This window comes from Acetivibrio straminisolvens JCM 21531, assembly GCF_000521465.1.
Taxonomy (GTDB): domain Bacteria; phylum Bacillota; class Clostridia; order Acetivibrionales; family Acetivibrionaceae; genus Hungateiclostridium; species Hungateiclostridium straminisolvens.
The window spans coordinates 1-26,872 of sequence record NZ_BAVR01000033.1; the positions used below are offsets into that span (position 1 = coordinate 1).

17 protein-coding genes, 1 tRNA gene and 6 pseudogenes are annotated in these 26,872 nt (G+C 35.5%); 13 read left to right on the plus strand and 11 right to left on the minus strand.

Features of this window, described 5'->3' with window-relative positions; all coding sequences use genetic code 11:
- Positions 1 to 358: 358 nt before the first annotated feature.
- The gene (locus JCM21531_RS09800) at positions 359 to 3,139 is read left to right on the plus strand and encodes a glycoside hydrolase family 9 protein (RefSeq protein WP_054847055.1); all 2,781 of its coding nucleotides are present in this window, start codon (positions 359 to 361) and stop codon (positions 3,137 to 3,139) included.
- A gap of 144 nt (positions 3,140 to 3,283) precedes the next feature.
- Here the strand turns inward: JCM21531_RS09800 and gyrA are convergent.
- From gyrA to rpmH, 11 genes and pseudogenes are all read right to left on the minus strand, one after another.
- Positions 3,284 to 5,766: pseudogene (gene gyrA, locus JCM21531_RS09805) on the minus strand (DNA gyrase subunit A).
- Between the two features lie 248 nt (positions 5,767 to 6,014).
- Positions 6,015 to 6,850 (minus strand): annotated as a pseudogene (noc, locus tag JCM21531_RS09810) (nucleoid occlusion protein).
- A gap of 173 nt (positions 6,851 to 7,023) precedes the next feature.
- Entirely contained in the window at positions 7,024 to 7,752 is a 729-nt protein-coding gene (rsmG, locus tag JCM21531_RS09815; protein ID WP_038289377.1) for a 16S rRNA (guanine(527)-N(7))-methyltransferase RsmG, read from the minus strand.
- 19 nt (positions 7,753 to 7,771) lie between these two features.
- A complete protein-coding gene (locus JCM21531_RS25075) occupies positions 7,772 to 8,371 on the minus strand; it encodes a tRNA modifying enzyme MnmG family protein (RefSeq protein ID WP_500784528.1) in 600 nt (199 codons plus the stop codon).
- 147 nt (positions 8,372 to 8,518) lie between these two features.
- Positions 8,519 to 9,662, minus strand: a pseudogene (gene mnmG / locus JCM21531_RS25080) (tRNA uridine-5-carboxymethylaminomethyl(34) synthesis enzyme MnmG); the annotation flags it as partial.
- A gap of 21 nt (positions 9,663 to 9,683) precedes the next feature.
- Entirely contained in the window at positions 9,684 to 11,063 is a 1,380-nt protein-coding gene (gene mnmE, locus JCM21531_RS09825; RefSeq protein WP_038289379.1) for a tRNA uridine-5-carboxymethylaminomethyl(34) synthesis GTPase MnmE, read from the minus strand.
- Between the two features lie 205 nt (positions 11,064 to 11,268).
- A pseudogene (gene jag / locus JCM21531_RS09830) lies at positions 11,269 to 11,888 on the minus strand (RNA-binding cell elongation regulator Jag/EloR).
- On the minus strand, positions 11,889 to 12,755 hold the full coding sequence (locus JCM21531_RS09835) for a YidC/Oxa1 family membrane protein insertase (RefSeq protein ID WP_038289382.1): 867 nt from the start codon (positions 12,753 to 12,755) through the stop codon (positions 11,889 to 11,891).
- Positions 12,756 to 12,775: 20 nt separating this feature from the next.
- The gene (gene yidD, locus JCM21531_RS09840) at positions 12,776 to 12,991 is read right to left on the minus strand and encodes a membrane protein insertion efficiency factor YidD (RefSeq protein ID WP_038289385.1); all 216 of its coding nucleotides are present in this window, start codon (positions 12,989 to 12,991) and stop codon (positions 12,776 to 12,778) included.
- Positions 12,973 to 13,338 carry a ribonuclease P protein component gene (gene rnpA, locus JCM21531_RS09845; protein WP_038289388.1) on the minus strand — a complete coding sequence of 122 codons (366 nt, stop codon included), beginning with the start codon at positions 13,336 to 13,338 and terminating at the stop codon, positions 12,973 to 12,975. Before rnpA ends, yidD begins: the two co-directional genes overlap by 19 nt.
- 56 nt (positions 13,339 to 13,394) lie before the next feature.
- Positions 13,395 to 13,529 (minus strand): 50S ribosomal protein L34, encoded by a 135-nt coding sequence (gene rpmH, locus JCM21531_RS09850; RefSeq protein ID WP_038289391.1) that lies wholly within the window; start codon positions 13,527 to 13,529, stop codon positions 13,395 to 13,397.
- Between the two features lie 629 nt (positions 13,530 to 14,158).
- Between rpmH and dnaA the strand changes: the two genes are divergently transcribed.
- The 12 genes and pseudogenes from dnaA to JCM21531_RS09910 all read left to right on the plus strand — a co-directional run bounded on the left by dnaA (position 14,159) and on the right by JCM21531_RS09910 (position 26,863).
- On the plus strand, positions 14,159 to 15,490 hold the full coding sequence (gene dnaA, locus JCM21531_RS09855) for a chromosomal replication initiator protein DnaA (protein WP_038289394.1): 1,332 nt from the start codon (positions 14,159 to 14,161) through the stop codon (positions 15,488 to 15,490).
- Between the two features lie 320 nt (positions 15,491 to 15,810).
- Entirely contained in the window at positions 15,811 to 16,914 is a 1,104-nt protein-coding gene (gene dnaN / locus JCM21531_RS09860) for a DNA polymerase III subunit beta (RefSeq protein ID WP_038289396.1), read from the plus strand.
- An 11-nt stretch (positions 16,915 to 16,925) separates the two neighbouring features.
- Positions 16,926 to 17,132, plus strand: coding sequence for a S4 domain-containing protein YaaA (gene yaaA / locus JCM21531_RS09865; RefSeq protein ID WP_038289399.1), 207 nt, complete (start codon positions 16,926 to 16,928; stop codon positions 17,130 to 17,132).
- 19 nt (positions 17,133 to 17,151) lie between these two features.
- Positions 17,152 to 18,259, plus strand: a pseudogene (gene recF / locus JCM21531_RS09870) (DNA replication/repair protein RecF).
- Between the two features lie 160 nt (positions 18,260 to 18,419).
- Positions 18,420 to 18,686 carry an extracellular matrix regulator RemB gene (gene remB, locus JCM21531_RS09875; RefSeq protein WP_038289403.1) on the plus strand — a complete coding sequence of 89 codons (267 nt, stop codon included), beginning with the start codon at positions 18,420 to 18,422 and terminating at the stop codon, positions 18,684 to 18,686.
- Between the two features lie 60 nt (positions 18,687 to 18,746).
- Positions 18,747 to 20,672: a DNA topoisomerase (ATP-hydrolyzing) subunit B gene (gyrB, locus tag JCM21531_RS09880; protein WP_038289405.1), complete on the plus strand. Its 1,926-nt coding sequence runs from the start codon at positions 18,747 to 18,749 to the stop codon at positions 20,670 to 20,672.
- A gap of 1,168 nt (positions 20,673 to 21,840) precedes the next feature.
- A pseudogene (locus tag JCM21531_RS09885) lies at positions 21,841 to 22,616 on the plus strand (ParA family protein).
- On the plus strand, positions 22,613 to 23,485 hold the full coding sequence (locus JCM21531_RS09890) for a ParB/RepB/Spo0J family partition protein (RefSeq protein ID WP_038289408.1): 873 nt from the start codon (positions 22,613 to 22,615) through the stop codon (positions 23,483 to 23,485). Before JCM21531_RS09885 ends, JCM21531_RS09890 begins: the two are co-directional and overlap by 4 nt.
- 414 nt (positions 23,486 to 23,899) lie before the next feature.
- A complete protein-coding gene (locus JCM21531_RS09895; RefSeq protein ID WP_038289450.1) occupies positions 23,900 to 24,406 on the plus strand; it encodes a DUF4446 family protein in 507 nt (168 codons plus the stop codon).
- 21 nt (positions 24,407 to 24,427) lie between these two features.
- Entirely contained in the window at positions 24,428 to 25,168 is a 741-nt protein-coding gene (locus JCM21531_RS09900) for a tetratricopeptide repeat protein (RefSeq protein ID WP_038289412.1), read from the plus strand.
- Positions 25,169 to 25,274: 106 nt separating this feature from the next.
- On the plus strand, positions 25,275 to 26,546 hold the full coding sequence (gene serS, locus JCM21531_RS09905; protein WP_038289415.1) for a serine--tRNA ligase: 1,272 nt from the start codon (positions 25,275 to 25,277) through the stop codon (positions 26,544 to 26,546).
- 226 nt (positions 26,547 to 26,772) lie between these two features.
- Positions 26,773 to 26,863, plus strand: a tRNA-Ser gene (locus JCM21531_RS09910).
- The last annotated feature ends 9 nt before the right edge of the window (positions 26,864 to 26,872 follow it).

A 26,872-nucleotide genomic window follows, 5' to 3' on the forward strand; every position in this document is an offset into this window, starting at 1 on the left:
CTCATTTTAATTCGTCTGCAAGATTACTATGCCAAGATTTTTATGTATTAAATTTTGCTGCTTCGCAACAAGAGACATTATTTTAAAAATGAATTTCTATAGTGAAAAGTATTTAAGCTCTATTTGTGTATAAATCCAAACTCAATCTGCAACGGATTATCCGGGCATTTTAACAAAAATGCCTTTTTATATTTTAACCAGATTGCAATAATTTCTCTTGGGGAGGTGACAAACTAAACGTCAAACGGAAAGTTCATAAATAAGCTATATAAAAAATTTATTGGGGAGAGTGAAAACTGAGTATGAAAACAGACTTAATGACTGTAAAAAAGTACAGATTATTCTTTTGATAATCTGTATGTTAAGTTCGATTGTTGCCTTACCTTCATACGTATCTGCCGAAACGGAATTCAATTTTGCAAAAGCATTGCAGCTGTCTCTTTATTTCTACGATGCAAATAAATGCGGTGAAGGAATAACCGGAGGAAGGCTTGAATGGAGAGGGGACTGTCACGTAGAGGATAAGGAAGTTCCTCTGATTCCAATGACAGAAGATTATTTCGGTACCAATATGTCACAGGAGTATATTGATAAATACAGACATATATTTGACCCCGATGGAGACGGTACCGTAGACCTAAGCGGTGGAATGCACGACGCCGGAGACCATGTAAAGTTTGGACTTCCGGGTACATACGCAGCATCAACCGTAGGTTGGGGTTTCTATGAATTTAGAGATGCTTTCGAAAAAGTTGGCGTAGACGATCATGCTAAAGAAATTTTGAGATGGTTTAATGACTTTTATCTTAAGGCTACTTTTTTAGATGAAGACGGAAATGTAATTGCTTATTGTTATCAGGTGGGAGAAGGAAATATCGACCACAACTTCTGGAATCCGCCTGAACTTCAAGACTCAAAGGTTCTTGATTTGTTTGCAAGACCCGCTTACTTTGCAACCCCTGAAACTCCTGCAAGTGACCAATGTGCAGGTGCTTCGGCTTCCCTTGCAATAAATTATCTCAACTTTAAAGAGGAAGACCCTGAGTATGCCCAAAGATGTCTGGATGCTGCCATTGCCCTTTACGATTTTGCAAAGAAATACAGAGGACTTGGTGAATCCGGAGGATTCTACGGTTCTTCTTATGACCATGACGAATTGGCATGGGCCGCTGTTTGGCTCAACATTGCAACCGGGAACATGGAATACATAGATGATATTGTTTCAGTTGACAGCGAAGGATTTTATACAGGTTACATGCAAAGAATCATTAGAGACACTACCAACTCATGGCAAAACATATGGGTTCACTGTTGGGATACTGTATGGGGCGGAGTATTTGCAAAGCTTGCTCCTATAACAAATACAGAAAGAGACTGGTATATCTTCCGCTGGAATCTGGAATATTGGTCCGGAATTCCCCATGAAAATCCCAATGACACAACATTCCTTGCCAAGAGCCCTGCCGGCTACAGCGTTGTAAATGCTTACGGATCTGCCAGGTATAATACGGCAGCTCAGCTCTGTGCTCTTGTTTACAGAAAATATACAGGCAGAACCGATTTTGCCGATTGGGCAAAGGGTCAAATGGAGTATATTATGGGTGATAACCCTATGAACAGAAGCTATATTGTAGGTTATTCCGAAAACAGTGCAAAACACCCGCACCATCGTGCAGCACATGGTTCGAAGACATTAAGCATGCTGGATCCCGAAGAGCATCGTCATACACTGTGGGGAGCATTGGTTGGAGGTCCTGACCTTGATGACTTCCACGTGGACGAGACCCCGGACTACGTATACAATGAAGTTGCGGTAGACTACAATGCTGCTTTTGTAGGAGCTTGCGCAGGATTATACCACTATTACGGGGAAGAATTAGGCCATAAACCTATTCCGTACTTCCCTCCAAAGGAAGACCCTGTTGAGGAGTATTACATAGAAGCAAAAGTTGAACAGGAAAACAAAGAAAGAACCCAGGTAACCATTAAAATCTATAATGATACTTGTCGTCCGCCGCGTTTTGAAACCGGTATGATGGCACGTTATTTCTTCAATATTTCCGAACTTTTGGATGCGGGTCAAACCCCCGAAGATTTGACGGTAGAGATTTATTACGATGAAAACAATGCAAGTTATGACGGTCCTGCAACTATGAGAGGTCCTGTCAAGTATGATGACAGCGGTACTTATTATGTGGAGTTTGACTGGACCGGCCGTATTATTTACGGTACCCGTGAACTTCAATTTGCACTGATATCCAAACAGGATTCCAACTACAAAAGCAACTGGAATCCGGAAAATGACTACAGTAGAGAAGGATTGGGCAAAGAATATATTAAAACCGAAAGAATCCCTCTATACCTACACGGTGAAAAAGTATTTGGAAATGAGCCTGAAAAAATTTCACCATCGCCGACACCGTCACCTAGCCCGGGTGTTACACCATCACCACAAAAGCCTTCTTTAGAAGTTCTATACAAATACGGCGATACGGAAGCAGCTACAAAGGATATCAGAGGTTCTATCAAGGTAAAAAATACCGGGACCAAACCGGTTAACCTTTCAGATGTAAAGGTACGCTACTGGTTTACCAAAGATTCGGCCTCAAGTCAGGAATTTGTATGTGACTATGCTCATTTATCCGAAAACATGATTACGGCTAAATTTGTTGACCTCGAAAATCCGGTAGAAAATGCAGATAACTATCTTGAGATTGGTTTCGACAGCAGTGCAGGTATTTTGGGACCTGGCTCCGATACCGGAGAAATTCAGTTCAGAATTGTCAAGGGCGGTTTTGAATCCTATGATCAGTCCAACGATTATTCCTGCAACACTAAAGCAAAAGATTTTATTGCAAATCCGAATATAACTGCGTATGTGGATTCAGTTTTAGTATATGGAAATCCGCCGATAGATGAGGAGGTTGTTGTTATAGTGTATGGAGATTTAAACGGAGACGGAAAAGTAAACTCTACTGATCTGTCCCTTATGAGAAAACGAATTGTCAGGGAAATTGACAAGTTTGATGTTCCCGATACACATGCAGACTTGAATTTAGACGGAAAAATAAACTCTACCGATTATTCTATATTGAGAAGATATATTTTAAAAGCAATTGATGAATTACCTTTAAAATGATAAGCAAGTAACTCCAACAAAACCATAGAGTCGGAAAGCAAGTTCTTTCCGGCTCCTTTTTATTTAGCATACCTTTGTTCCGCCACCGGAAAAATAAGCCTTCCCGGCCGGGAGGCTTATTTTTTCCATATTTACATATTTAATTTATTCTTTTTCTTCATCATCTTTTTCTTCTTCATCTTCATTTGCTATTCTCGCAATGCTTACAACAGAGACACCATCATCCATTCTCATGAGAGTTACGCCTTGAGTTGCTCTTCCTAAAATACTTATATCTTTTGCCTTTATTCTTATAATGCTTCCATCAGAGCTTATCATCATTACATCGTCATCTTCAGACACAAGCTTCATGCCGGCAAGCTTTCCGGTTTTCTCGGTAACCCTGTAAGTAAGAATACCTTTGCCCCCTCTAATCTGGACCTTGTATTCATCAAGCTCCGTCCTTTTACCAAAGCCTTTTTCGGTCACTACAAGTACGCTGGCATTCTCAATATCTGCGCTCATGCCCACTACTTCATCATCTTCATCAAGTGTAATGCCTTTTACTCCCTGTGCCGCTCTTCCCAATGGTCTTACATCTTTTTCGTTGAATCTTATAGACATACCTTTTCTGGTTACCAGCAGAATATTCTTTGTTCCGTCAGTAAGCCTTACATCGATAAGCTCATCATTTTCTCTCAGGGAGACAGCCGTAAGTCCGCCTTTTCTAATATTGTCATATTCCATTAAATCCGTCTTCTTCACTATGCCGTGCTTTGTTGCCATGAACAAATAGAAGCCTTCCTTGTATTCAGATATAGGAATTACTGTAGTAACCTTTTCATTCTGGTCAAGCTGCAGAAGGTTTACTATTGCCATTCCTTTTGCCTGCCGCCCGGCTTCAGGGATCTCATAGGTTTTTAATCTGTAAACCTTACCCTTGTTCGTAAAGAACAGCAAATAGTCGTGGGTTGAAGTTATAAACAGGTGCTCAACGAAGTCTTCTTCCCTGGTACTTAGTCCCATTATTCCTTTGCCGCCTCTTTTTTGGCTCTTATAAGTACTGGTAGGAAGTCTCTTTACATACCCAAAATGAGTAAGGGTTACAACATTCTCCTCAACTTCGATAAGGTCTTCAATTTCTATTTCATTTTCATCGGGAATAATTTTTGTCCTTCTTTCATCCCCGTACTTCTGCTTTATTTCCCCAAGCTCTTCTTTTATGATATTTAATACCATAAATTCATTTGCAAGAACGTCTCTATAATATTTAATCTTCTCCAAAAGCTCATTATACTCATTGTCGATCTTTTCTCTTTCTAGAGCTGTAAGTCTGCCCAGTCTCATATCTACAATTGCCTGTGCCTGTTTTTCGGTAAATCCGAATCTTTCTATCAATGCCTGTTTGGCATCGGATTCATTTTTTGAACTTCTGATTATATTAATTACCTCATTGAGGTTGTCTATGGCAATTTTCAATCCTTCCAAGATATGAGCCTGGCTTCGGCCTTGTCAAGATCAAATTTTGTCCTTCTTACTATTACATCAACCTGATGCTGGATATAATAGTCTATGGCTTGTCTTAAATTAATAACTCTTGGCTCAAACTTCTTTTCGTTATTTAGGACAAGCGCTACCATATTTACATTAAATGCATCCTGCATTTGAGTATTTTTGTAGAGCTGATTTAAAACAATATTTGCATTTGCATCTTTTTTAAGTTCAATAACAATTCGCATTCCGTCCTTGTCAGACTCATCTCTTAAATCTGCAATACTGTCTATTCTCTTTTCTTTTACCAAGTCCGCTATTCTTTCAATTAATCTGGCTTTATTGACCTGGTACGGAAGCTCTGTTACAACTATCCGCTGCTTGTTGCCCGACATCGGCTCAATAGAGGTAACAGCTCTTACAACGATTTTTCCTCTTCCTGTGGCATATGCGTCTTTAATACCCTGCTTTCCGACTATTGTACCGGCTGTAGGAAAATCAGGACCCTTTATTATCTTCATAAGCTCATCAAGAGTCACTTCCGGGTTGTCTATTACTTTAATTACTCCGTCAATAACTTCAACCAAATTATGAGGAGGTATATTGGTAGCCATGCCCACAGCAATACCTGAAGAGCCGTTTACCAATAAATTTGGAAATCTTGAAGGCAACACTACCGGCTCTAAGTGATGATCGTCAAAGTTCGGCTTGAAATCAACAGTATCTTTGTTAATGTCCCTGAGCATTTCCATAGAAATCTTGGACAGCTTTGCTTCGGTATACCTCATCGCAGCCGGAGGGTCTCCGTCAATAGAACCAAAGTTGCCGTGTCCGTCAATCTGCATATACCTTAAGGAGAAGCTTTGAGCCATACGCACCAAGCTGTCATAAACTGCCGCATCTCCATGGGGATGATATTTACCCAAAACTTCACCGACGGTTGTGGCACACTTTCTATATGCCTTGTCCGGAGTAAATCCTAAACCATACATCGCATAAAGTATCCTTCGGTGAACAGGCTTAAGACCATCCCTTACATCGGGCAGAGCACGGTCAACAATTACGCTCATGGCATAATCAATAAAAGACTTTTTCATCTCCGACTCAATATTAACAGGTATTATCCTTTGCTCTTTTATATCCTTTGTATCCGACATTAAAATTTACCTCTCTCCTATATTTAAAAATGGAATATAATTAACAAGTTAGCAACACAACAGAAATAACTATAAAGCCCTTTGATAATTAAGAATAATATCCATAACATATATTTTAATAGAGTTTTAAAAAACTGTCCACTTTTTTCACAATTTCAACAATTTCACTAACCAAAATGGTACAAAAAACAGGTATGATAATAATCATTCCCTGCTTTCTGTAAAATAATACTATTTTTAGCCGAATCCTATTTTGGAATCCTTATAACAAACTCAACATAATTTCCCCTGTCAAACTGGGCAGCTTTTGCGTCCACTCCAGACTTTTTCATAAGGATTATTGCCTGTTTTATGGTATTTATAAATATACGTATATCTTTAATTGCTCTCGTAAACTTTATTTTGTTTTTCTTCTCATTTTCCTGCTGCATTGTATATTTCTCTATCGCCTTTTCAACAAGCTCTTCGGTCTTCTTTACATTAAGGCCCTTTTCACATACTTTCTTTAAAACCTTTAATTGAAGCTGTTCGTCATGAAGCTTTAAAAGGGCTCTTGCATGCCTTTCGGTAAGATTGTTGTCCGCCAATATTTTTTTCACTAGCGGAGGAAGTTTTAAAAGCCTTATTTTATTGGCTATGGTTGATTGGCTTTTGCCTATTTTGCTGGCAAGCTCTTCCTGGGTAAATCCGTGCTCATTTATTAGATTGCTGTATCCTTCAGCCTCTTCCATATAACTTAAGTCTTCTCTCTGTAAGTTTTCGATAAGTGCCAAAACCGCAGAATCGTTGTCGTCTACATCTACAACAATACAGGGTATGGTGGTAAGCCCTGCCATAGTGGCGGCTCTAAGCCTTCTTTCCCCTGCTACAAGCTCGTACATATTGGCCGATATTTTCCTTACATTAATGGGTTGAAGAACTCCATACTGCTTAACCGACTCGCATAATTCTTCCAAAGCTAATTTGTTGAATTGCTTTCTGGTTGATAGGGATTTGGTCTTATGTTTTCAATATTCACATAAATAATGTTTTTTTGTTCTTCTTCCTTCTTTGCTCTTGCAACTTGTAATCTGTTTTCCAACATAGGGCACCATCCTTTGTAAATTAATTTTGTTTTTATCCTTAGTTAAACTTAAATTTGTTACCATTAAAAGTTAATTAATTTATAAAGGAGATATTCGCCCGCTATTTTGCAATTCCTTTTTTTTAAACAAAGAATCGTTCGTCCAAATGCGCTATATTACTGCATTTTGAGACTTATATCAATGGATTTTTTGATGGTTTGCCCGACTTTCTCGGATATTTTGTCGGAGTTTGTCTAAACTTTTTTACGATGACGACATTTCTTTTAATATCACTAAACGGCAGATTGAACTCCAAGACATCCTCAATCTTTCCTCCAAGTATGTCCAAGGCTTTTTTGGAATTTTCAATTTCCTCCGTGTTGCTTCCCTTCATAGCAATAAAATAACCTCCAACCTTGACAAAGGGAAGACAGTACTCCAATAAAACAGGCAAATTTGCTACTGCCCTTGCAGTAGATATATCGTACTTTTCCCTGTAATCCGGATCCAGTCCCTTGTCCTCGGCCCTTGAATGTACGGAGGATATTTCCTCAAGATTGAGAATGTTTATTACTTCATCCAAAAACTTAGTCCTTTTTTCTAGGGAGTCCAATAGCTTAACCTTAAGTTCCGGAAAAACTATTTTTACAGGAATGCCCGGAAATCCGGCTCCTGTACCGACATCAATCAATGTTGATTTTCTGTCTTTGATAATTGGGCATATGCTTATGGAATCGATAAAATGCTTTAATATTATCTCTTCTTCATCTTCTATGGCAGTGAGATTCATCTTTTCATTCCATTCCTTCAGCACACCCATATATGTAAAAAATTTATCAACCTTTTCATTGTCAAGTTCAACACCAAAGCCGGATGCTCCTTTGATTAGAAGCTCTCTTAACTCCAATTCCCTTTCACCCATCGTAGAAACTCTCCTATTTTTATGATTTTTGCCTTCTTTTTTGCTCAAGATATACAAGCAGCACCGAAATATCCGCAGGAGACACTCCCGAAATTCTCGATGCCTGACCTACCGATTCGGGCTTAATCTTGTTAAGCTTTTGCCTTGCCTCAAGTCTAAGTCCGTTTATCTCATCGTAGTCTATATCCTTGTCCAGCTTTTTTTCTTCAAGCTTTTTAAACTGCTCAACCTGCTGCATTTGCCTTTTTATATAGCCTTCATATTTTATTGATATTGATACCTGTTCTCTTACTGCAAAAGTCAAATTAGGCCTGTTTTCGTCTATTTCTCCTAAAGTCTCATAATCAAGCTCAGGACGTCTTAAAAGGTCTGCAAGCTTAACACCGCTTTTTATAGGAGTACTGTTGTACTTTTTAAGGAAATTAATCACTTTCTCCGTTGGAGCAATATTAGTCCTTTTTACTCTTTCGATTTCTTCTTCTATAAGCCTTCTCTTCTCCTCAAACTTTTTATACCTCTCCTCGGATATAAGTCCAACTTCATACCCTATTGGAGTAAGTCTCAAGTCTGCATTATCCTGTCTTAAAAGAAGCCTGTACTCAGCCCTCGAAGTCATCATCCTGTAAGGCTCGTTTGTACCCTTTGTAACAATATCATCTATCAAAACCCCTATATATGCCTGGGAACGGTCTAAAACCAAAGGCTCCAATCCCTTTATCTTTCTTGCTGCATTTATACCGGCAATAATACCTTGGGCTGCAGCTTCTTCATATCCGGAAGTTCCGTTTATCTGTCCCGCTGTAAAAAGACCTTCCACTTCTCGAAGCTCCAGGGAAAGTTTCAGTTGTGTAGGATTTATGCAGTCGTATTCTATAGCATAGGCACTTCTCATTACCGAAACATTTTCAAGCCCCGGAACCGATCTCATCATCTCAATTTGCACATCCTCAGGAAGACTTGTAGACATGCCCTGCAGATACATTTCCTGAGTATTAAGTCCCATGGGTTCTACAAAAACTTGATGACTTTCCTTGTCTTTAAACCTTACAATCTTGTCCTCTATAGAAGGACAATATCTAGGACTATTCCTTCTATCAGACCTCCAAAAAGGGCGGAACGGTGGAGATTTTCCCTGATTATTCTGTGGGTTTCACTGGTGGTATATGTAAGATAGCAGGATACCTGCTCCTTTTTTATCTCGTCGTTTTCAAAGGAAAAAGGCACAATTATTTCGTCTCCCGGCTGTTCCTCCATCTTTGAAAAATCAACGCTTCTTCTATTTACTCTGGCAGGTGTACCGGTCTTAAACCTCAAAAGTTCAATTCCCATTTCCTTAAGGCTATCCGAAAGCTTGTTGGCTGGGAACAGTCCGTCCGGCCCTCCGCTGTAACTCACATCTCCGATAATTATTTTTCCTTTAAGATATGTTCCCGTCGCAAGAATCACTACTTTGCTTTTATATATCGTCCCTGTATGGTTTTTACACCCGTTACCGCTTTTTTACCTTCAATTTCATCATATAAGATTTCAACTATTTCAGCCTGTTTGACATCCAGGTTTTCCTGCTGCTCAAGTGTATTCTTCATCTCAATCTGATAACTTCTTCTGTCCACCTGAGCCCTCAATGAGAAAACCGCAGGTCCCTTTGCAGAATTCAATATCTTGGACTGAATAAAAGTCTTATCGGTGTTTTTACCCATTTCACCGCCCAAGGCATCTATTTCCCTTACCAGATGCCCCTTTGCGGTACCGCCTATATTTGGATTGCAAGGCATATTGGCAATGCTGTCCAAATTTATCGCAAATACAACCGTTTTAACGCCCAGCCTTGCACAGGCAAGAGCCGCCTCACAACCGGCATGTCCTGCCCCTACAACTGCAACATCATATTCCCCAGCTACAAATCCCATATTCTATCCCTTCCAATTCTTTTATTTTCCCAAGCAAAATCTGCTGAAAATTTCATGCATTACATCTTCACTTACCGATTCTCCCGTTATCTGCCCAAGATAATCGGCAGCGTCGGTAATATCTATACTGACAAGATCGAGAGTCATAAAATTTTCAATAGCGTCCATTGCCTTCTCAATACTTGATACTGCCATATCAATAAGATTTTTATGTCTTATATTCGTAAGCAAAACCTCTTCATTTATGTTTACCTCTCCCTGTACAAACAACTCTGTTATTGTACTTTCTAACTCGTTTATTCCCGTACCTTCTTTCATTGAGGTTTTAATATATTTTTTTCCTGCAAGAAGACTTTCAATCTTACAAATTTGATCTTCATCCACAATATCCGTTTTATTTATCAAAATAATCAACTTTTTATCCCCAAGCATGGTTAATATTTTATTGTCTTCCTCATCCATTCCTCTTTTTGCATCAATCATCATTATAATGAGATCGGCATCATTTATTGCTTTGTGGGTCCTTTCAACCCCTATTTTCTCAACAACATCTTCCGTTTCCCTTATACCGGCAGTATCTATTATCCTCAAAGGAATGCCGTTTATATTAATATACTCCTCAATTATATCCCGTGTGGTTCCGGGTATATCGGTAACAATAGCTTTGGATTTTCCCGAAAGCTCATTTAAAAGCGATGACTTTCCCACATTGGGTTTTCCGATTATTACTGCATCAATTCCTTCCCTGATAATTCTTCCTTTTTCAAAACCCTTGATTATATCGCAAAGCTTTTGCTTTATTTCTCCTATCTCCTTATATATCATCTGACCCGTTATTTCTTCAATATCGTGCTCCGGATAATCAACCGTAACTTCAATATGAGCTAAAAGTTCGATGAGCTTTCTTCTTGCATCTTTAATCTTTTGGGACAGTTTTCCCTCAAGCTGGTTTATTGCTGCCTTGGAGCTTTCGTTGGTTTTTGAGTTTATCAGGTCAATTACTGCTTCAGCCTGAGAAAGATCAATTCTGCCGTTTAAAAACGCCCTTTTTGTAAATTCTCCGGGTTCGGCAAGCCTGGCGCCTTGTTTTATGCACAGTTCCAAAATATTTTTTAATACTACCATTCCTCCATGGCAGTTTATTTCCACCACATCTTCCCTCGTAAAGGTTTTTGGCTTTTCCATCTTTGAAAGGAGAACTTCGTCAAGCACAGCTCCATTTTCGGGATTTACAATTTTTCCATAGTTAATGGTATGGGAACGAATAAGCTTAAAATCCCTGTTTCCTTTAAATATTTTTTCCGCTATTTCAAAAGCTTTGTCTCCGCTTATTCTAATTATTCCAACCCCTCCCGTACCATGGGGAGTAGATATCGCAGCTATTGTATCTTCCTTATACATCAGGCTTCCTCCAAATTATCGACAGTACTTTTATTATATCCAAACTTTTAAAAAACAGCTAATCAATAAAAATAGACTACAATAAAGAATCAATAGAAAAGCCAAAAATGGTTCAAGAAAAATTTATCTTGAACCATTTAAAAGTTCCAAATTATTGGCACATATAATATTTTTTCTTTCCGATTGGCTTTCTTATCCGCTTCTATTATTTTAAAGCTATAATAACTTTCCTGTTGGGCTCTTCACCTACACTGTATGTTTCTACATACTTATGATTTTGAAGGGATGAATGTATAACCCTTCTTTCATACGGATTCATTGGTTCAAGAGTAATATCCTTTTTGTATTTAATCACCCTGTCAGCTAATCGATTGGCAAGCTTTACCAGGGTCTCCTCTCTCTTTTGCCTGTAATTTTCAATGTCGATAACAAGTCTTTTATATCCTTGCTTGCTTTTATTAACAACAAGGCTGGTCAGATACTGAAGTGCATCCAATGTTTCTCCTCTTCTTCCTATTATTATTCCGATGTCATCACCCTGTATCCTAAGGAGAATAGTATCTTCACTCTCTTCAACCAAAACATCTGCACTTACCTTCATTTTACTGAATATATCCAGTAAAATTTCTTTGCCTTTTCTCCACCCGTCTCTTTCAAAGTGACCTTTACCCTTGCCAGCTTGCTTCCTATTAATCCGAATATGCCTTTAGTTCCTTCTTCCAAAACTTCTATTTCAACATTGTCTTCAGTTGCATTCAACTCTGCAAGAGCCAGATCAACAGCTTCCTTAACCGTCTTAGCGGACTTTTCTACAAACTGTGGCATTTAACTATTCGAGTCCTCCTTCTTCTTGAAAATAAATTTATTTATTATTAACTCTTGAATTATCTGAAAAACATTACTAGTTAACCAATACAATCCCAAAGCTGCCGGAGCCTGAAAAGCAATAATACCTGTCATTATAGGAGCAACAAACATCATGCTCTTATTCATTGAAGCAGACATATCATCTTGTTTTTGATTATTGGAGTTCTTAGAATTCTTTAAATTCTGAGTCCTCGCCATAAGCAACTTACTTGATAAGTAAGTTGAAACAATCGCAAGTACCGGTATCAGCAATAACGGAAGATAAGTTGCCACATCTTCAGTAAAATTCAACTTCGGTATCTTACCCAAATCAATTTTCATAAAACCAAGATTTTCAACCACATCAAGTTTTCCGCTTCTTAATGCAGCTTCTATTTGAAAATATATACTTTTCATGTTTATTTGAGGCAAGCCGTTGGCGGCCTGATTCAACTGATTTACCAAAGTCTCTATCTGTTCTTTGGTCATATTGAACATATAAGTCAAAGGTTCTCTAATAACATAATACAATGATACCATTATGGGCAGCTGGATAAGAGCAGGCAAGCAACCGCTGGCAGGGCTAAAATTATGCTCCTTGTAAATTTTAAGCAATTCCTGATTCTGCATCTGAGGATCATTTTTGTATTTTCTCTGAATCTCCTGTATCAAAGGCTGCATTTCCTGCATTTTCATAGATGACTTATACTGCTTTATGGACAAAGGTAACAATAACAATTTAACAAATATCGTAAATATAATAATTGCCAGCCCATAACTGCCAAAGGATAAATTCTCATAAATAAAAACCAATATCTGTCCTAATAACTGTGAAATAATACCCATTTTCCTTTTTTCCCCTTTTGTTATTTAACCGGATCATACCCTCCAGGATGAAAGGGATGACATTTTAATATCCTTTTTATAGCCATAAATCCCCCTTTGATTATACCATACTTGCTGACAGCATCGATTGCATACTGTGAGCAAGTAGGATAAAATCTGCAGCTGGGTGCGGCTTTTAGAGGAGAAATCCATCTTTGGTACAACCTAATTATAAATATTACCCATCTTTTAAACAATACCATTTCTCCTGTTCGAATACATCAAGCTTTTTGAGCAAAAATTTCATTTCTTTCCTAATATCTGTGAAATCCGGCATTTGCTCATTTGTTCTCGCTACAAAAACAAGGTCATACCCATTTTTTACAAACTCTTCGTAATGTCTGTAATTTTCTCTAATGAGCCTTTTTATTCTGTTCCTCTTAACGCTTTTCCCGAATTTTTTACCTACAGTTATACCCAATCTTTTTATATCAAGCCCATTTTTCATAACATACAGTACTATATTCTTTCCTGCGTAAAATTTACCTTTTTTATACAGCCTTAGAAATTCGGAATTTCTCTTTATTGGAACAGTATTCTTCATTGATTCTCCTTAATTTTATTTAACAGTTTAAATAAAAAGACCACATTTATGCGGTCTTACGCTGAAAGAACTTTTCTTCCTTTCAATCTGCGCCTTCTCAATACTTTTCTGCCATTTGCAGTTTTCATTCTTTTTCTGAAACCATGTTCTTTTTTTCTTTGTCTTTTCTTAGGTTGAAATGTTCTTAACACAACAAACACCCCCAATCCTTTCCTGTAAATTGCTATATAAAATTCAAAACTACCAACTTCTCAAGTAAGTAAGTTTTATATCAATATCAGCTTCAAAATACAACTATAACGAAAAAAAACCCTATTGTAATTGTAAATCACTAAAAATACCTTATCAATTATATATTAAATTAATTATCAATGTCAAGAAACTATTTTTGTGGATAATTATTAAATTCATTTAATTTTTTTGTGGATATCTTTTCGTTTTTTTGTTGAATATTGCCCCAAAGTCTGATAATATATTAAATACCTGTTGATAACTCACAAATTATCAACAGAAAATGTTAATAACTCTGTTGGCAACCTGAGTAAAAACTTTTTAATATTTTTCTTGCTTTATTAAACTACATTTTTTCCATTATATTATATGTGTTTTTTAGTAACTTATACAAAATTATTTCAATTATATGCTTAAGTTGCCTTTATTTTGTCAAAGATTTTGTATGTATACAAATTTTTAATTACTTTTTTAATTTTTTTATTCTAATTTTAAACCAATGATAAATTGTTTTATATACTATAAGACAAATAGTTTTTAATGATTAAACATTATTATTTTTATTCTTTTAATGGTTTTGGAGGAGTTTATGAATACCCAGTTAAACGAAATATGGCAAAAAACTTTAGGGCTACTTAAAAACGAGCTTACAGAGATTAGCTTCAATACATGGATCAAAACTATTGATCCCATGTCTCTGACAGCCAATACCATAAACCTTGCTGTCCCTGCTGATTTCAACAAGGGAATTCTTGAGTCAAGGTATCAGGCCCTTATAAAAAATGCCATTAAACAAGTTACTTTTAAAGAATATGAAATTGCATTTATAGTACCTTCACAGGAAAATTTAAACAAGTTGTCAAAGCAGGCTGAGAGTACCAACAATGAAGATTCTCCTTTGTCAATACTGAATCCTAAATATACATTTGATACTTTTGTTATAGGAAACAGCAACAGATTTGCTCACGCAGCCGCACTGGCCGTGGCTGAAGCACCGGGAAAAGCATACAATCCTTTATTCATTTATGGAGGAGTGGGTCTTGGAAAGACACACCTCATGCATGCCATTGGACATTACATATTGGAGCAAAACTCTTCTCAAAGGGTTTTGTATGTTTCATCCGAAAAATTTACCAACGAACTTATTAACGCCATCAAGGACAACAGAAATGAAGAATTCAGATCCAAATATAGAAATATTGATGTGCTTCTAATAGACGATATACAATTTATTGCCGGCAAGGAAAGAACAGAGGAAGAATTTTTCCATACCTTTAATGCCCTTTACGAGGCAAACAAACAGATAATTCTCTCGAGCGATAAGCCTCCAAAGGAGATTTCTTTGGAAGACAGGCTAAGGTCAAGGTTTGAATGGGGCTTGATTGCGGACATGCAGGCACCGGACTTGGAAACAAGAATAGCAATACTTAGGAAAAAAGCCCAGCTTGAGAACCTCAACGTTCCCAATGATGTAATTGTATTTATTGCCGACAAAATTGCATCAAACATCAGAGAACTTGAAGGTGCCCTAAACAGAGTCATAGCTTATTCATCCCTTACTGAAAACGAGATTACCGTTGATTTGGCCAACGAAGCGTTAAAAGACATACTGTCGGCAAACAAGGCAAAAGTTTTAAATTGTACAACCATCCAAGAAGCGGTGGCAAGATACTTTGACATACGGCCGGAAGAATTTAAATCAAAGAAGAGAACAAGGGACATTGCATTTCCAAGACAAATTGCAATGTATCTTTGCCGAGAACTCACAGACATGTCCCTTCCCAAAATAGGAGAGGAATTTGGGGGAAGAGACCATACCACAGTAATACATGCGTGCGACAAGATAAGCGAAGAAATTGAAGATAACTCTGAAACCAGGCGCGCTGTGAGTGAAATAAAGAGAAATTTACTCGGAAAATAATTACTTGTTGATATATATTGATAAAACTTAAACTTTTATACACAAATTCAACCTATTATTTTTTTAAACAAAGAGATATCAACAGAAATTGTTGATATGGGGACAACTTCATGTGATTAATTTGTGTACAACCTGATTAAAGTTGAATCATTGTTAAAGCTGTTGATTATCGGATACAAAATATCTACAATTTAGTAACAGGTCAAATCAATTTATTTACCTTGTTTTGACCCACTTATGCACAATATCAACAACACTTATTACTATTATTACTGATTTTATAATTATTAACTTATATAAAAACAGGAGGCTTTTTCGATATGAAAATAATTTGTTCCAAAGAACAGCTAATGGAAGGAATCAATATCGTGCAAAAAGCAGTTCCGACAAAAGCTACTTTACCTATACTGGAAGGAATATTGCTTGAAGCTTACGATCAATTCAAAATGACCGGAAATGATTTGGAATTGGGAATAGAATGCTTTATAAACGCCGATATCATGGAAAAGGGATCCATTGTTCTAAACTCCAAAACATTTGGTGATATAGTCAGAAGATTGCCTGATTCGGAAGTATTAATTGAAGTTAAAGAAAACAATACCGTTATTATCGAATGCGACAACTCCCATTTCGAATTAAGGGGTATGCCTTCTGATAGCTTCCCTTCACTGCCTTCAATTGAAAGAGTAAATATGATCAAGGTAAGTCAAAAAGCAGTCAGGGATATGATAAGACAGACATTGTTTGCCGTAAGTACGGATGACAACAGACCGATACTCACAGGTTCACTGATAGAATGTATAGGAAACGAGATTACCTTTGTTTCAATAGATGGATTCAGAATGGCCATAAGAAAAAATTTCAACAATGAAGGTTTTTCGGAATTCAGTGTTGTTGTACCGGGAAAGACTCTTAATGAAATAGTAAAAATTTTACAACCGGTTGATGAAGATATCAATATATACAGCTCTCAAAACCAAATACTGTTTGAAATTGGAAATTGCAGGGTTGTGTCAAGGCTCTTAGAAGGCGAATACTTAAATTACAAAAGCATTATACCAACGGAGTACGAAACCAATGTAAGATTAAAAACCGAAGACCTTTTGTCCAGCCTTGAAAGGGCCTCACTAATTACATCGGATGAAAAGAAGTATCCTGTAAAATTCAGTATTTGTGACGACAAAATCATTATTACTTCCAATACCGAAATAGGTGCGGTAAGGGAAGAAATTAGAGTTGAAGTAAACGGCAGCAACATGGAAGTTGGCTTTAACCCAAGATATTTTATCGAAGCACTCAAAGTTATAGATGATGAGATAATTGACGTATACTTTAATTCAAGTATCGGACCATGTACAATAAGACCCCTTGAAGGAGACAATTTTGTATACATGATACTTCCGGTAAGAATAAAAAATGATTAGAAGGTGTATATATGGAAAACGTTAAAATCAATACCGAGTTTATCAAACTAGATCAGTTTCTGAAATGGACAGACATAGTTTCGATGGGCTCCGATGCGAAATCATTAATACATTCCGGTTTGGTAAAAGTTAACGATGAAGTTGAACTAAGAAGGGGAAGAAAATTAAGGGTAGGAGACATTATCGAAGTAAATAGTAAAAAGTTCCAAATAGTTTAATTTTTTTGGAGGTTGATTATTGTACATCGATAAAATATCGCTTAAAAACTTTAGAAATTATAAAGATGAATCAATAGAATTTTCTAAAGATTTAAATATAATTTATGGCCAAAATGCTCAGGGAAAGACAAATATAATTGAGGCTGTATTTTTATGTGCTTCCGGACGTTCGCACCGTACCTCAAAGGATGCCGAGCTGGTAAACATTGACGGTACGGGCTTTAGTATTTTACTTGAGCTTAAAAAGGCTGAAGGCAAGAAAAATATCGGAATTGAATATGAGCGAGGTAAGAAAAAAATAGTAAAAATAAATGAGATTCCCGTTAAGAAAATTGGAAACTTAATGGGTAATTTACTGGCTGTTATTTTTTCACCCGAGGATATTTTAATAATAAAAGAAGGGCCTTCACAAAGAAGAAGATTTATCGATATCACTTTGTGTCAGCTAAAGCCATCATATTTTTACGATTTGCAGCAATACAACAAAATTCTTTTGCAGAGGAATACTTTGCTTAAGGAAATACAAAATAAACGAAGTCTTTTAGATACTCTTGAAGTATGGGATTATAAAATCGCCGAACTGTCTTCAAGAATAATGATATCAAGAAATGAATTTATAAAAAGGCTGTGTGAAATATCCAGGAGAATACACTTTAAATTGACGGATGGTAGTGAAACCATGGAAATTAAGTATTCTCCGTCCATAGACTTACATAATTTATCGGATCCCTTGGAATTAACGAATGAATTTGTAAGACAGTTAAATAATGTTAGAGCATCGGAACTGAGAAGATGTGTCACACTAATAGGTCCCCACAGATGATTATGAGATGTTGTTAAATGGGCTAAGTTTAAAAATGTTCGGATCCCAGGGTCAGCAAAGAACATCAGTGTTATCTCTCAAACTTGCAGAAATAGAGATAATTAGAAGTGAGACTGATGAAAATCCTGTTCTTCTGCTTGACGATGTAATGTCGGAGCTGGATTCTAAAAGGAGAGAATTTTTGCTGGAAAATATAAAAGACATCCAAACTTTTATTACTTGTACAGATAAAGATTTATTTGAGAATAGAAATTTTGGAGATAATTTATATATAAGAGTTCAAGCAGGAAGAGCTTATTATTAAAAATGTATTATTATAGTTCTTATGTTGTATGAAGGAAAAAAAATTGCAGTTTGATTTAATTTAGGATAAAATAAAAAGGTTGAGAGTAAAAAAGATAAACAAATAACTAAGTTGTGATATAAATAATTAGCAATAAATATTGCCGGTTGGAGGAATAGTAATGTTTTTGCATATCGGAGGAGATCGTGTAGTACCTTTAAAAAATATAATAGCTATATTTGATATGGAAACTACAACCATATCTAAGGACACAAAGGATTTCTTGGCTATCGCTGAGGAAGAAGGCTTTATACAGACTATCTCATCGGATATACCGAAATCTTTTATAATCACCGAGATAGATAAAAAGAGTATTATTTATCTGTCACCGATTTCTTCGGTTACATTACAAAAACGTGCAGGGTATTTGGATGATTTTTCAAGGTAGAAAAGAAATATTAAGTTGTTTTTGAATATTATTTTACCGCTGCAAATATAGGAGGGAAAAATGCAAGAGATTAATAATGAATTGAACAGGTATGATGAAAGTAATATACAGGTTTTGGAAGGTCTTGAAGCTGTAAGAAAAAGACCCGGAATGTATATTGGCAGCACCTCTTCAAGGGGACTACACCATTTGGTGTATGAGATAATGGATAATAGTATAGATGAAGCTCTTGCCGGATTCTGTAATGAGATAAATATTATAATAAATAAAGATAATTCCATTACAAATATTGATAACGGAAGGGGTATACCGACAGGTATACATCCTAAGCTTGGCATATCAACTGTTGAAGTTGTCCATACTATACTGCATGCCGGAGGAAAGTTTGACGGTCAGGGATACAAGGTATCCGGAGGACTTCATGGTGTTGGTGCGTCTGTTGTTAATGCGCTGTCCGAGTTTCTTGAAGTTGAAGTTTTTCGTGACGGACATATATACAGGCAAAGATACGAGAGGGGAAAACCGGTAACTCCGGTGGAGATAATCGGAGACACAGAAATAACCGGAACAAAGACTACATTTAAGCCTGACCCGGAAATATTTGAAGTAACGGAATTTGATTTTGAAGTTTTGCTGACAAGATTAAGAGAGCTTGCTTTTTTGAACAAGGGTTTGAAAATTGTATTAAGGGACGAAAGACCTAATGAGCCTGTTGTAAAGCAGCTTCATTATGAAGGTGGAATAGTTTCTTTTGTAGAATACATGGACAGAAATAAAGACCCATTGCATGAGCCTGTTTATTTTGACGGGTATAAAGACGGTTCTTATGTTGAGATTGCAATGCAGTATAACAAGGATGTATATATTGAAAATATTCACAGTTTTGCAAATAATATCTCAACAGCAGAAGGAGGAACCCATCTTACAGGATTTAAGACGGCTATAACAAAAGTTCTCAATGATTATGCCAGAAAATTTAATTTCTTAAAAGAAAATGATAAAAATCTTTTGGGTGAAGATGTAAGAGAAGGTTTGACTGCTGTTATCAGTGTAAAAATTCCGGATCCTCAATTTGAGGGACAGACAAAGACCAAGCTGGGTAACAGTGAGGTTAGAAGTATTGTTGAAAGTATAATAAATGAAAAGTTTGCAAGTTTTCTTGAGGAGAATCCGTCAGTCACCAAGCTTATACTTGATAAATGCTTAATGTCTGCAAGAGCAAGGGAAGCTGCACGAAAGGCGAGGGAACTTACAAGAAGGAAGAATGTCCTTGAGTCCACTACATTACCCGGAAAACTTGCGGATTGTACTGAAAGAGATCCGGCTCTTTGTGAGATTTTTATTGTTGAGGGAGATTCCGCGGGGGGTTCCGCAAAGCAGGGTAGAAACAGGAAATTTCAAGCTATTTTGCCCCTTTGGGGTAAGATGCTCAATGTTGAAAAGGCCCGTATGGACAAAGTCTATGGAAACGATAAGCTTACACCGGTTATAACTGCTTTGGGAACAAATATCGGTCAAGATTTTGATATTACAAAACTTAGGTATCATAAAATAATTTTAATGGCCGATGCCGATGTTGACGGTGCTCATATCAGAACATTGCTTTTGACATTCTTCTATAGATATATGACTCCGCTGATTTCTAACGGTTATGTGTATATTGCACAGCCTCCGCTATATAAGATTACTAAAGGTAAATCGGAGTTTTATGCTTACAATGATGTTGAGGTAGAAAAAATAATAAAAGAAAACCAGTGGAAGAAAGAAGATTGTACTATACAGAGATTTAAAGGTTTGGGAGAAATGAATCCCGATCAGTTATGGACTACCACAATGGATCCTGAAACACGAACTATTTTGAGAGTTGAACTGGAGGATGCCATTGCAGCTGATGAAATTTTTACAATATTGATGGGAGATAAGGTTGAGCCACGAAAAGAATTTATACAGGCCAATGCAAAACTTGTAACCAATCTCGATATATAAAACAGGGTTATCCCTGTTTTTTTACTTAGCATCTTGGAATGAAATGAAAGAGGAAAAAGCGAAGGGACTCGATGTCCCGAACTTTTTATTTTTTTAAACCGGATATTGGTGCATATTTTTTCATTTGGGTTAATAACAGAAAGAATAATTGACTTGGATTTATTTTAATAGAGTTTTTTTAAGTAAGGTTTCCTGAAAAGTTCTTATTTTTAATGAATAAATAAATTTTTTTATATTTACAATACATAATACCTCAGGGTAAGTTTCTAAAAATTATTGGATTTGAAATTTTTGAAATTGTTTTTGATAAAAGATATCTTTTGATATTATTTCGGTTATATCTTTTTCTATTTTGTAGTTTTATTTTAGTACATATTTTAAATAATTTTGAGTTTTCAATATTTTATATGTATCAAAAAAAAGTTTTTTCGCAAAATTTAGTTATCTTATCTTCTTTTATACTCTATAAGCTGGATTTTTCGTGATATAATGTGTAATATATATTTTATAATATCTAAAATTAATATCTAGAATTCGTTTAAGGCCTTTATTGTAAAAGATATAGTTCGGACTTTTATTGTGCGGTTTATTTTATAAAATTTTGATTGATAAAAATGTTTCACGTGAAACATTTTTTTATTTGGATTCTTGGAATCAAATGAAATAGGTAAAAGCGAAGGGACTCGATGTCTCGGGCTTTTATTAAATTTATTATCAAACTAAAAAACATTTCTAAGGTAAAAACAACATAGTAAATGCATTTAGACATATAAAGAATTATATTTGATAATGAATTTAAACTATAGGTATATTTAAGAATACAATATTGTACAATAATAGAATGAAAATTGTGAAAAATTTAATGTAGAATTATCAAATCAGATATAATTATTCGTTTGTCAAATAATGAATATATGATATAATAAATTGATAAGTAAAATCATACTCAATAGGATGTATTTATACTAGAGTATGTAATTCATTCTGCAAAATAAGAATATTCATATTACTTAATATTTTTATTATCTCATTTTAAGTTTTTTTGTGTTTGAATGCGTAAATTTAACAGAAGCTAATCCTGGGTGGGGGAGTAGTACCCCCACTGAATTTTGAAAATAAACCTAAGATGTTTTTAGTATCGAATGTTGATAGCCAGGGAGTGAATATAATGTCAAAGGTAATTGCAGTAGCAAATCAAAAGGGCGGAGTTGGAAAGACAACTACTGCGGTAAATTTAAGTTCTTGTCTTGCTTATAAAGGTAAGAAGGTGCTGATTTTGGACATCGATCCTCAAGGAAATACCACCAGCGGCCTTGGTATCGATAAGAAAAAAATTAATAAGTCAACCTATGATATATTGATAAATGAAGCTGATATAAAAGATATTTTGATTGACACGCCTCTCGAAAATCTAAAATTGTGTCCTTCAAATATTGAATTAGCCGGTGCCGAGGTGGAATTGGTATCATCAATTTCAAGAGAGACAAGATTGAAAAATGCCCTTGAAGCAGTAAAAAATGACTATGATTTTATTCTTATTGATTGTCCTCCTTCTTTAGGTCTGCTGACATTGAATTCTCTTACGGCAGCCGATAAGATCCTGGTTCCGATTCAATGCGAGTACTATGCTTTGGAAGGCTTAAGTCAACTTATGGAGACTGTTAAGCTTGTTCAAAAACATTTGAATAAGGATTTGGATGTAGAAGGGGTAGTACTGACAATGTTCGATGCTAGAACAAATTTATCGATTCAAGTTGTTGAAGAGGTAAAAAATATTTTAAAAATAAAGTATATAGAACAATAATTCCTAGAAATGTCCGGTTAAGTGAGGCACCGAGCTTTGGGCTTCCGATAATATTATATGATTCGAAATCAAAGGGTGCGGAATGTTATCTTGAGCTTGCAGAAGAAGTTATAGAATATTCTGAGGAGGAAGTTCAATGAGTAAAAAAGGTCTTGGAAAAGGTTTGGGAGCGTTGATTTCCGGTGCTGGTGAAGAAGAAAAGGTTGACAGTGGAGTTATTGAGGTTAAAATAAATGATATAGAACCGAATTTCAGTCAACCGAGAAAGTATTTTGATACTGAAAAGCTTGAACAGCTGGCGGAATCCATAAGAAAACATGGTGTGGTGCAGCCGATAATTGTTCGGCGTGAAAATGATACTTATAAAATTGTTGCAGGAGAGAGAAGATGGAGGGCTGCCCGCCTTGCGGGACTTACAACGATACCTGTTGTTGAAAAGGATTTATCGAACAAGCAGGTTATGGAAATTGCCCTTATTGAGAACATTCAAAGAGAAGATTTGAATCCTATTGAAGAAGCGGAGGCTTACCAAAGGCTTTTAAATGATTTTAATATGACGCAAGAAGAGCTGTCAAATTCAATAGGGAAGAGTAGGTCGGCAATTGCAAATACTATAAGATTGCTGGGATTAACTGATAAAGTAAAGGAAAAACTAATAGAGGGTAGAATAACAAGCGGACATGCAAGAGCATTGTTATCTGTTGAAGATAAAGAGCTCCAAGAGAGACTTTGTGATGAAATAATAGATAAAAATCTTACTGTAAGACAGGTCGAGGTTCTGGTAAAAAGGAAACTTGCAGAAGTAAACAGCGATGAAAGCAAAAGAAATAAAAATGAAAACAATAATAAAGAGGAATACCTTAAGATAGAAGAGAATCTACAAAATATATTCGGTACTAAAGTAAAACTGATAACCAATAATAAAAAGGGTAAGATTATGATTGAATATTATTCTGATGATGAACTGGAAAGGATTATTGAATTACTAGGAAGTGTTGGAAATAAATAGGACGCTCTATTTTCCCTTTTAACAAAGTATTTTAAGGTGAGTAATATAAAATATCAATTTAGGCTTTATTTTTGTTGTAGGCGAATATAGAGCCTAATACTTGCTATAGAAATTTATGGGAGTATTTATAACAAAAAATGAAACATTTATTTTTAAATTCGTAAAAAACGCATTTATTTTCATTGGCAAAATTAAAATAACTTGATGAAATATTGTCTAAATGTTTCACGTGAAACATTTAAAAGCGATAAAAGATTAAATAAAATGTGTGCTAAAGCTGAAAAACACGAAATTGTATATGATGCCGAAATAAAGAAAAGATATGAAAAGAGAATATTAATGTAGACAAAAAAGATAAATAATGCATAATATACGAAGACAATAATAAAAAGAGAAGGAGCAAGTGTGGTACAAATGCCAAATACTATAACTGAGATGATTCAATTTTACAGCCCGTTTATATTGGCTGGAAATTCGATATTAATTCTGATATTGTTGATATCATTACTTATAATCAGTAGTAGATTAAAAGAACTCAAGAAAAAATATAAAAAATTCATGAATGGATCTGATGAAAAAAATATTGAACAACTGTTACTGGATAATATAAACCTGTCAAATGACATATCATTAAAGAATAAAGAAATAGAAAACAGAGTAAGCAGCCTGGAAAGAGATTTGCAACGTTGCATACAAAAAGTTGGAGTAATCAGATATAACGCATTTGACGATGTAGGAAGTGATTTGAGTTTTTCAATAGCGTTGCTAGATGAAAATGACAATGGAGTTGTAATAAGCGGAATATATTCAAGAGAGAGCTCGACAACATATGCAAAGAAAATAGTAAATGGAACTTCTAAACACGTACTTTCGGCAGAAGAATTGCAGGCTATATCCGAATCAAAGAAAATAAATTATTAAATTATGTAATGGGTGAATAAAATGTATAAAAACAAAGACAGCAAAACATTGTGGGTCTATTCGATAATATTATTTGCTTGTGCAGCTATTGTACTTTTATGGACGGGATATAGTCAGATAAAAATTAATAATGACCTCGAAGAATTTCAAAACAGACTGACTGATAAAGAAAATGAAAATAACATATTTCAATATAATTTGAGTTCTGCTTTAGCTCAAAATGAGAAGCTAAAGGAAGAGATAAATCAGCTTAAAGACAAAGTGGAAGAGGTACTTAATGAAAATGAATCATTAAAAAAAGAAGTTTCGGATTTGGAGGATAAAAGAGAAAGCGAGAAAAATCTCTATGAAGAGATAATAAAAGCTGATCTGGAATATTCAGAAGGAAATATTAAAGAATGTGCAATTATATTGCATAAGATAGATAGCAAAAGTATAACCAGTGGTAATTTGCAAATAAAATATGAGGATTTGGTCAATAAAACATATAAGAAGGCATCGGAATTATTTTATTTGGAAGGATATAATAATTATAGGAATAAAAAATATGATGAAGCCATAAATAGTCTAAATCTAGCATTAAAGTTTAATGATAATGAATATTATACAGATGACTGTTACTATTTTATAGCATACTCGGAATACTATATTGGAAATTATGATAAAGCGAAAGAAGCGCTAAATACCATTATAAGTAATTATCCAGGCAGTAGTTATTATAAAGATGCGAAGGATCTTTTGAGAATAATAGAAAATAAATAAAGTTTAAAATAAAAAAATTAGCAGATAGTTTTATTAGTCATAAATAAAAAATAGAAATAAGTAAATTTATATAAAATTATATAATTAACAGTAAGGAGTAATGATTATGCTTGATATTAAATTGATAAGAAGTAATCCGGAAATTCTAAAAAAGGCACTACAAAAAAGAAAGGACAGCTTTGATGTAGAAGAGCTGCTCAACCTTGATGAGAAAAGAAGAAAAACACTTGTGGAAGTTGAACAGTTAAAAAGTAAGCAAAATGAAACTTCAAAGCTTATTCCTAAATATAAAAAAGAAGGCAAAGATGTATCATCTCTGATGGATGAAATGAAAAGTCTTTCGGATAGTATAAAAGTGTTGGACGGAGAAGTTAGAAAAATTGACGAAGAACTAAACGCAATTCTTCTAACAATACCCAATATACCGAATGAAAGCGTTCCATTGGGAGACAGTGATGAAGACAATGTAGAGGTAAGAAGATGGGGTGAGCCTAGAAAATTTGATTTTACTCCAAAGCCTCACTGGGAAATAGGAGAAAATCTTGATATACTTGATTTTTCTAAAGCTGCAAAGGTTACAGGAGCAAGATTTACATTTTACAAAGGATTGGGAGCAAGACTTGAAAGAGCATTGATGAATTTTATGCTTGATTTGCATGTAGATAAACATGGATATAAAGAAGTATTTCCACCTTTCTTAGTACATAGAAACAGTATGATTGGAACAGGACAACTGCCCAAATTTGAAGAGGACGCATTTAAAGTAAGTAATACCGATTATTTCCTTATACCGACTGCTGAAGTGCCTGTTACCAACATGTATAGGGAACAGATAATTGATGTAAAAGAGCTTCCCATAAAGCACGCTGCATATTCGGCTTGTTTCAGAGCAGAGGCTGGTGCTGCAGGCAGGGATACAAGAGGACTTATAAGGCAGCATCAATTTAATAAAGTAGAATTGGTAAAATTTACAACACCCGAAACATCTTACGAAGAATTAGAAAAGCTGACAAGGGATGCTGAAGAGGTATTGCAAATATTAGGAATTCCATATAGGGTTGTGAAGATATGCGTAGGAGACCTTGGTTTTACGGCCGCAATGAAATATGATATAGAAGTATGGATGCCAAGCTACAACAGGTATGTAGAAATATCTTCATGCAGTAATTTTGAAGATTTCCAGGCGAGAAGAGCAGGAATTAAGTTCAGAAGAGGGCCAAATGAAAAGCCGGAATTTGTCCACACATTAAACGGTTCGGGAGTCGCAATAGGAAGGACAACTGCCTGCATACTTGAAAACTATCAGCAAGAGGATGGATCTGTTGTTGTACCGGAGGCTCTTAGGGAGTATTTAAGAGGTATCAGCGTAATAAAATAATTTATTTGCACAGGTATTCTCTTTCGGGGGAATATCTGTGCTAAAGTTTAAATATAATATATACTACGGACTAAAGTAATGTAAGTGAATAAATGTTGTAGTTCCAATCCGTAAAATGGGGATTATACGCGAAAAAATAAAAAATAAAAAATTACCTAAATAAGGTACAATAAAAGTATTGACAAAAGCATATATATCGTGTTATATTAGTTTGTGTCGCAAAGATGGAGAGATGGTCGAGTTGGTTTAAGGCACCGGTCTTGAAAACCGGCGTAGGTGTGAGCCTACCGTGAGTTCGAATCTCACTCTCTCCGCCATATTATTTT

What these genes read in the sequence shown, in the direction of transcription:
- JCM21531_RS09900 (WP_038289412.1), top strand. Translation starts at nt 24,428, where the DNA reads ATGTATAAAAACAAAGACAGCAAAACATTGTGGGTCTATTCGATAATA.
- rnpA (WP_038289388.1), bottom strand. Translation starts at nt 13,338, where the DNA reads ATGAAGAATACTGTTCCAATAAAGAGAAATTCCGAATTTCTAAGGCTG.
- mnmE (WP_038289379.1), bottom strand. Translation starts at nt 11,063, where the DNA reads ATGTATAAGGAAGATACAATAGCTGCGATATCTACTCCCCATGGTACG.
- JCM21531_RS09835 (WP_038289382.1), bottom strand. Translation starts at nt 12,755, where the DNA reads ATGGGTATTATTTCACAGTTATTAGGACAGATATTGGTTTTTATTTAT.
- JCM21531_RS25075 (WP_500784528.1), bottom strand. Translation starts at nt 8,371, where the DNA reads ATGATGACTTCGAGGGCTGAGTACAGGCTTCTTTTAAGACAGGATAAT.
- gyrB (WP_038289405.1), top strand. Translation starts at nt 18,747, where the DNA reads ATGCAAGAGATTAATAATGAATTGAACAGGTATGATGAAAGTAATATA.
- JCM21531_RS09800 (WP_054847055.1), top strand. Translation starts at nt 359, where the DNA reads ATGTTAAGTTCGATTGTTGCCTTACCTTCATACGTATCTGCCGAAACG.
- serS (WP_038289415.1), top strand. Translation starts at nt 25,275, where the DNA reads ATGCTTGATATTAAATTGATAAGAAGTAATCCGGAAATTCTAAAAAAG.
- remB (WP_038289403.1), top strand. Translation starts at nt 18,420, where the DNA reads ATGTTTTTGCATATCGGAGGAGATCGTGTAGTACCTTTAAAAAATATA.
- JCM21531_RS09890 (WP_038289408.1), top strand. Translation starts at nt 22,613, where the DNA reads ATGAGTAAAAAAGGTCTTGGAAAAGGTTTGGGAGCGTTGATTTCCGGT.
- rsmG (WP_038289377.1), bottom strand. Translation starts at nt 7,752, where the DNA reads ATGGGTGAAAGGGAATTGGAGTTAAGAGAGCTTCTAATCAAAGGAGCA.
- JCM21531_RS09895 (WP_038289450.1), top strand. Translation starts at nt 23,900, where the DNA reads ATGCCAAATACTATAACTGAGATGATTCAATTTTACAGCCCGTTTATA.
- yaaA (WP_038289399.1), top strand. Translation starts at nt 16,926, where the DNA reads ATGGAAAACGTTAAAATCAATACCGAGTTTATCAAACTAGATCAGTTT.
- dnaN (WP_038289396.1), top strand. Translation starts at nt 15,811, where the DNA reads ATGAAAATAATTTGTTCCAAAGAACAGCTAATGGAAGGAATCAATATC.
- dnaA (WP_038289394.1), top strand. Translation starts at nt 14,159, where the DNA reads ATGAATACCCAGTTAAACGAAATATGGCAAAAAACTTTAGGGCTACTT.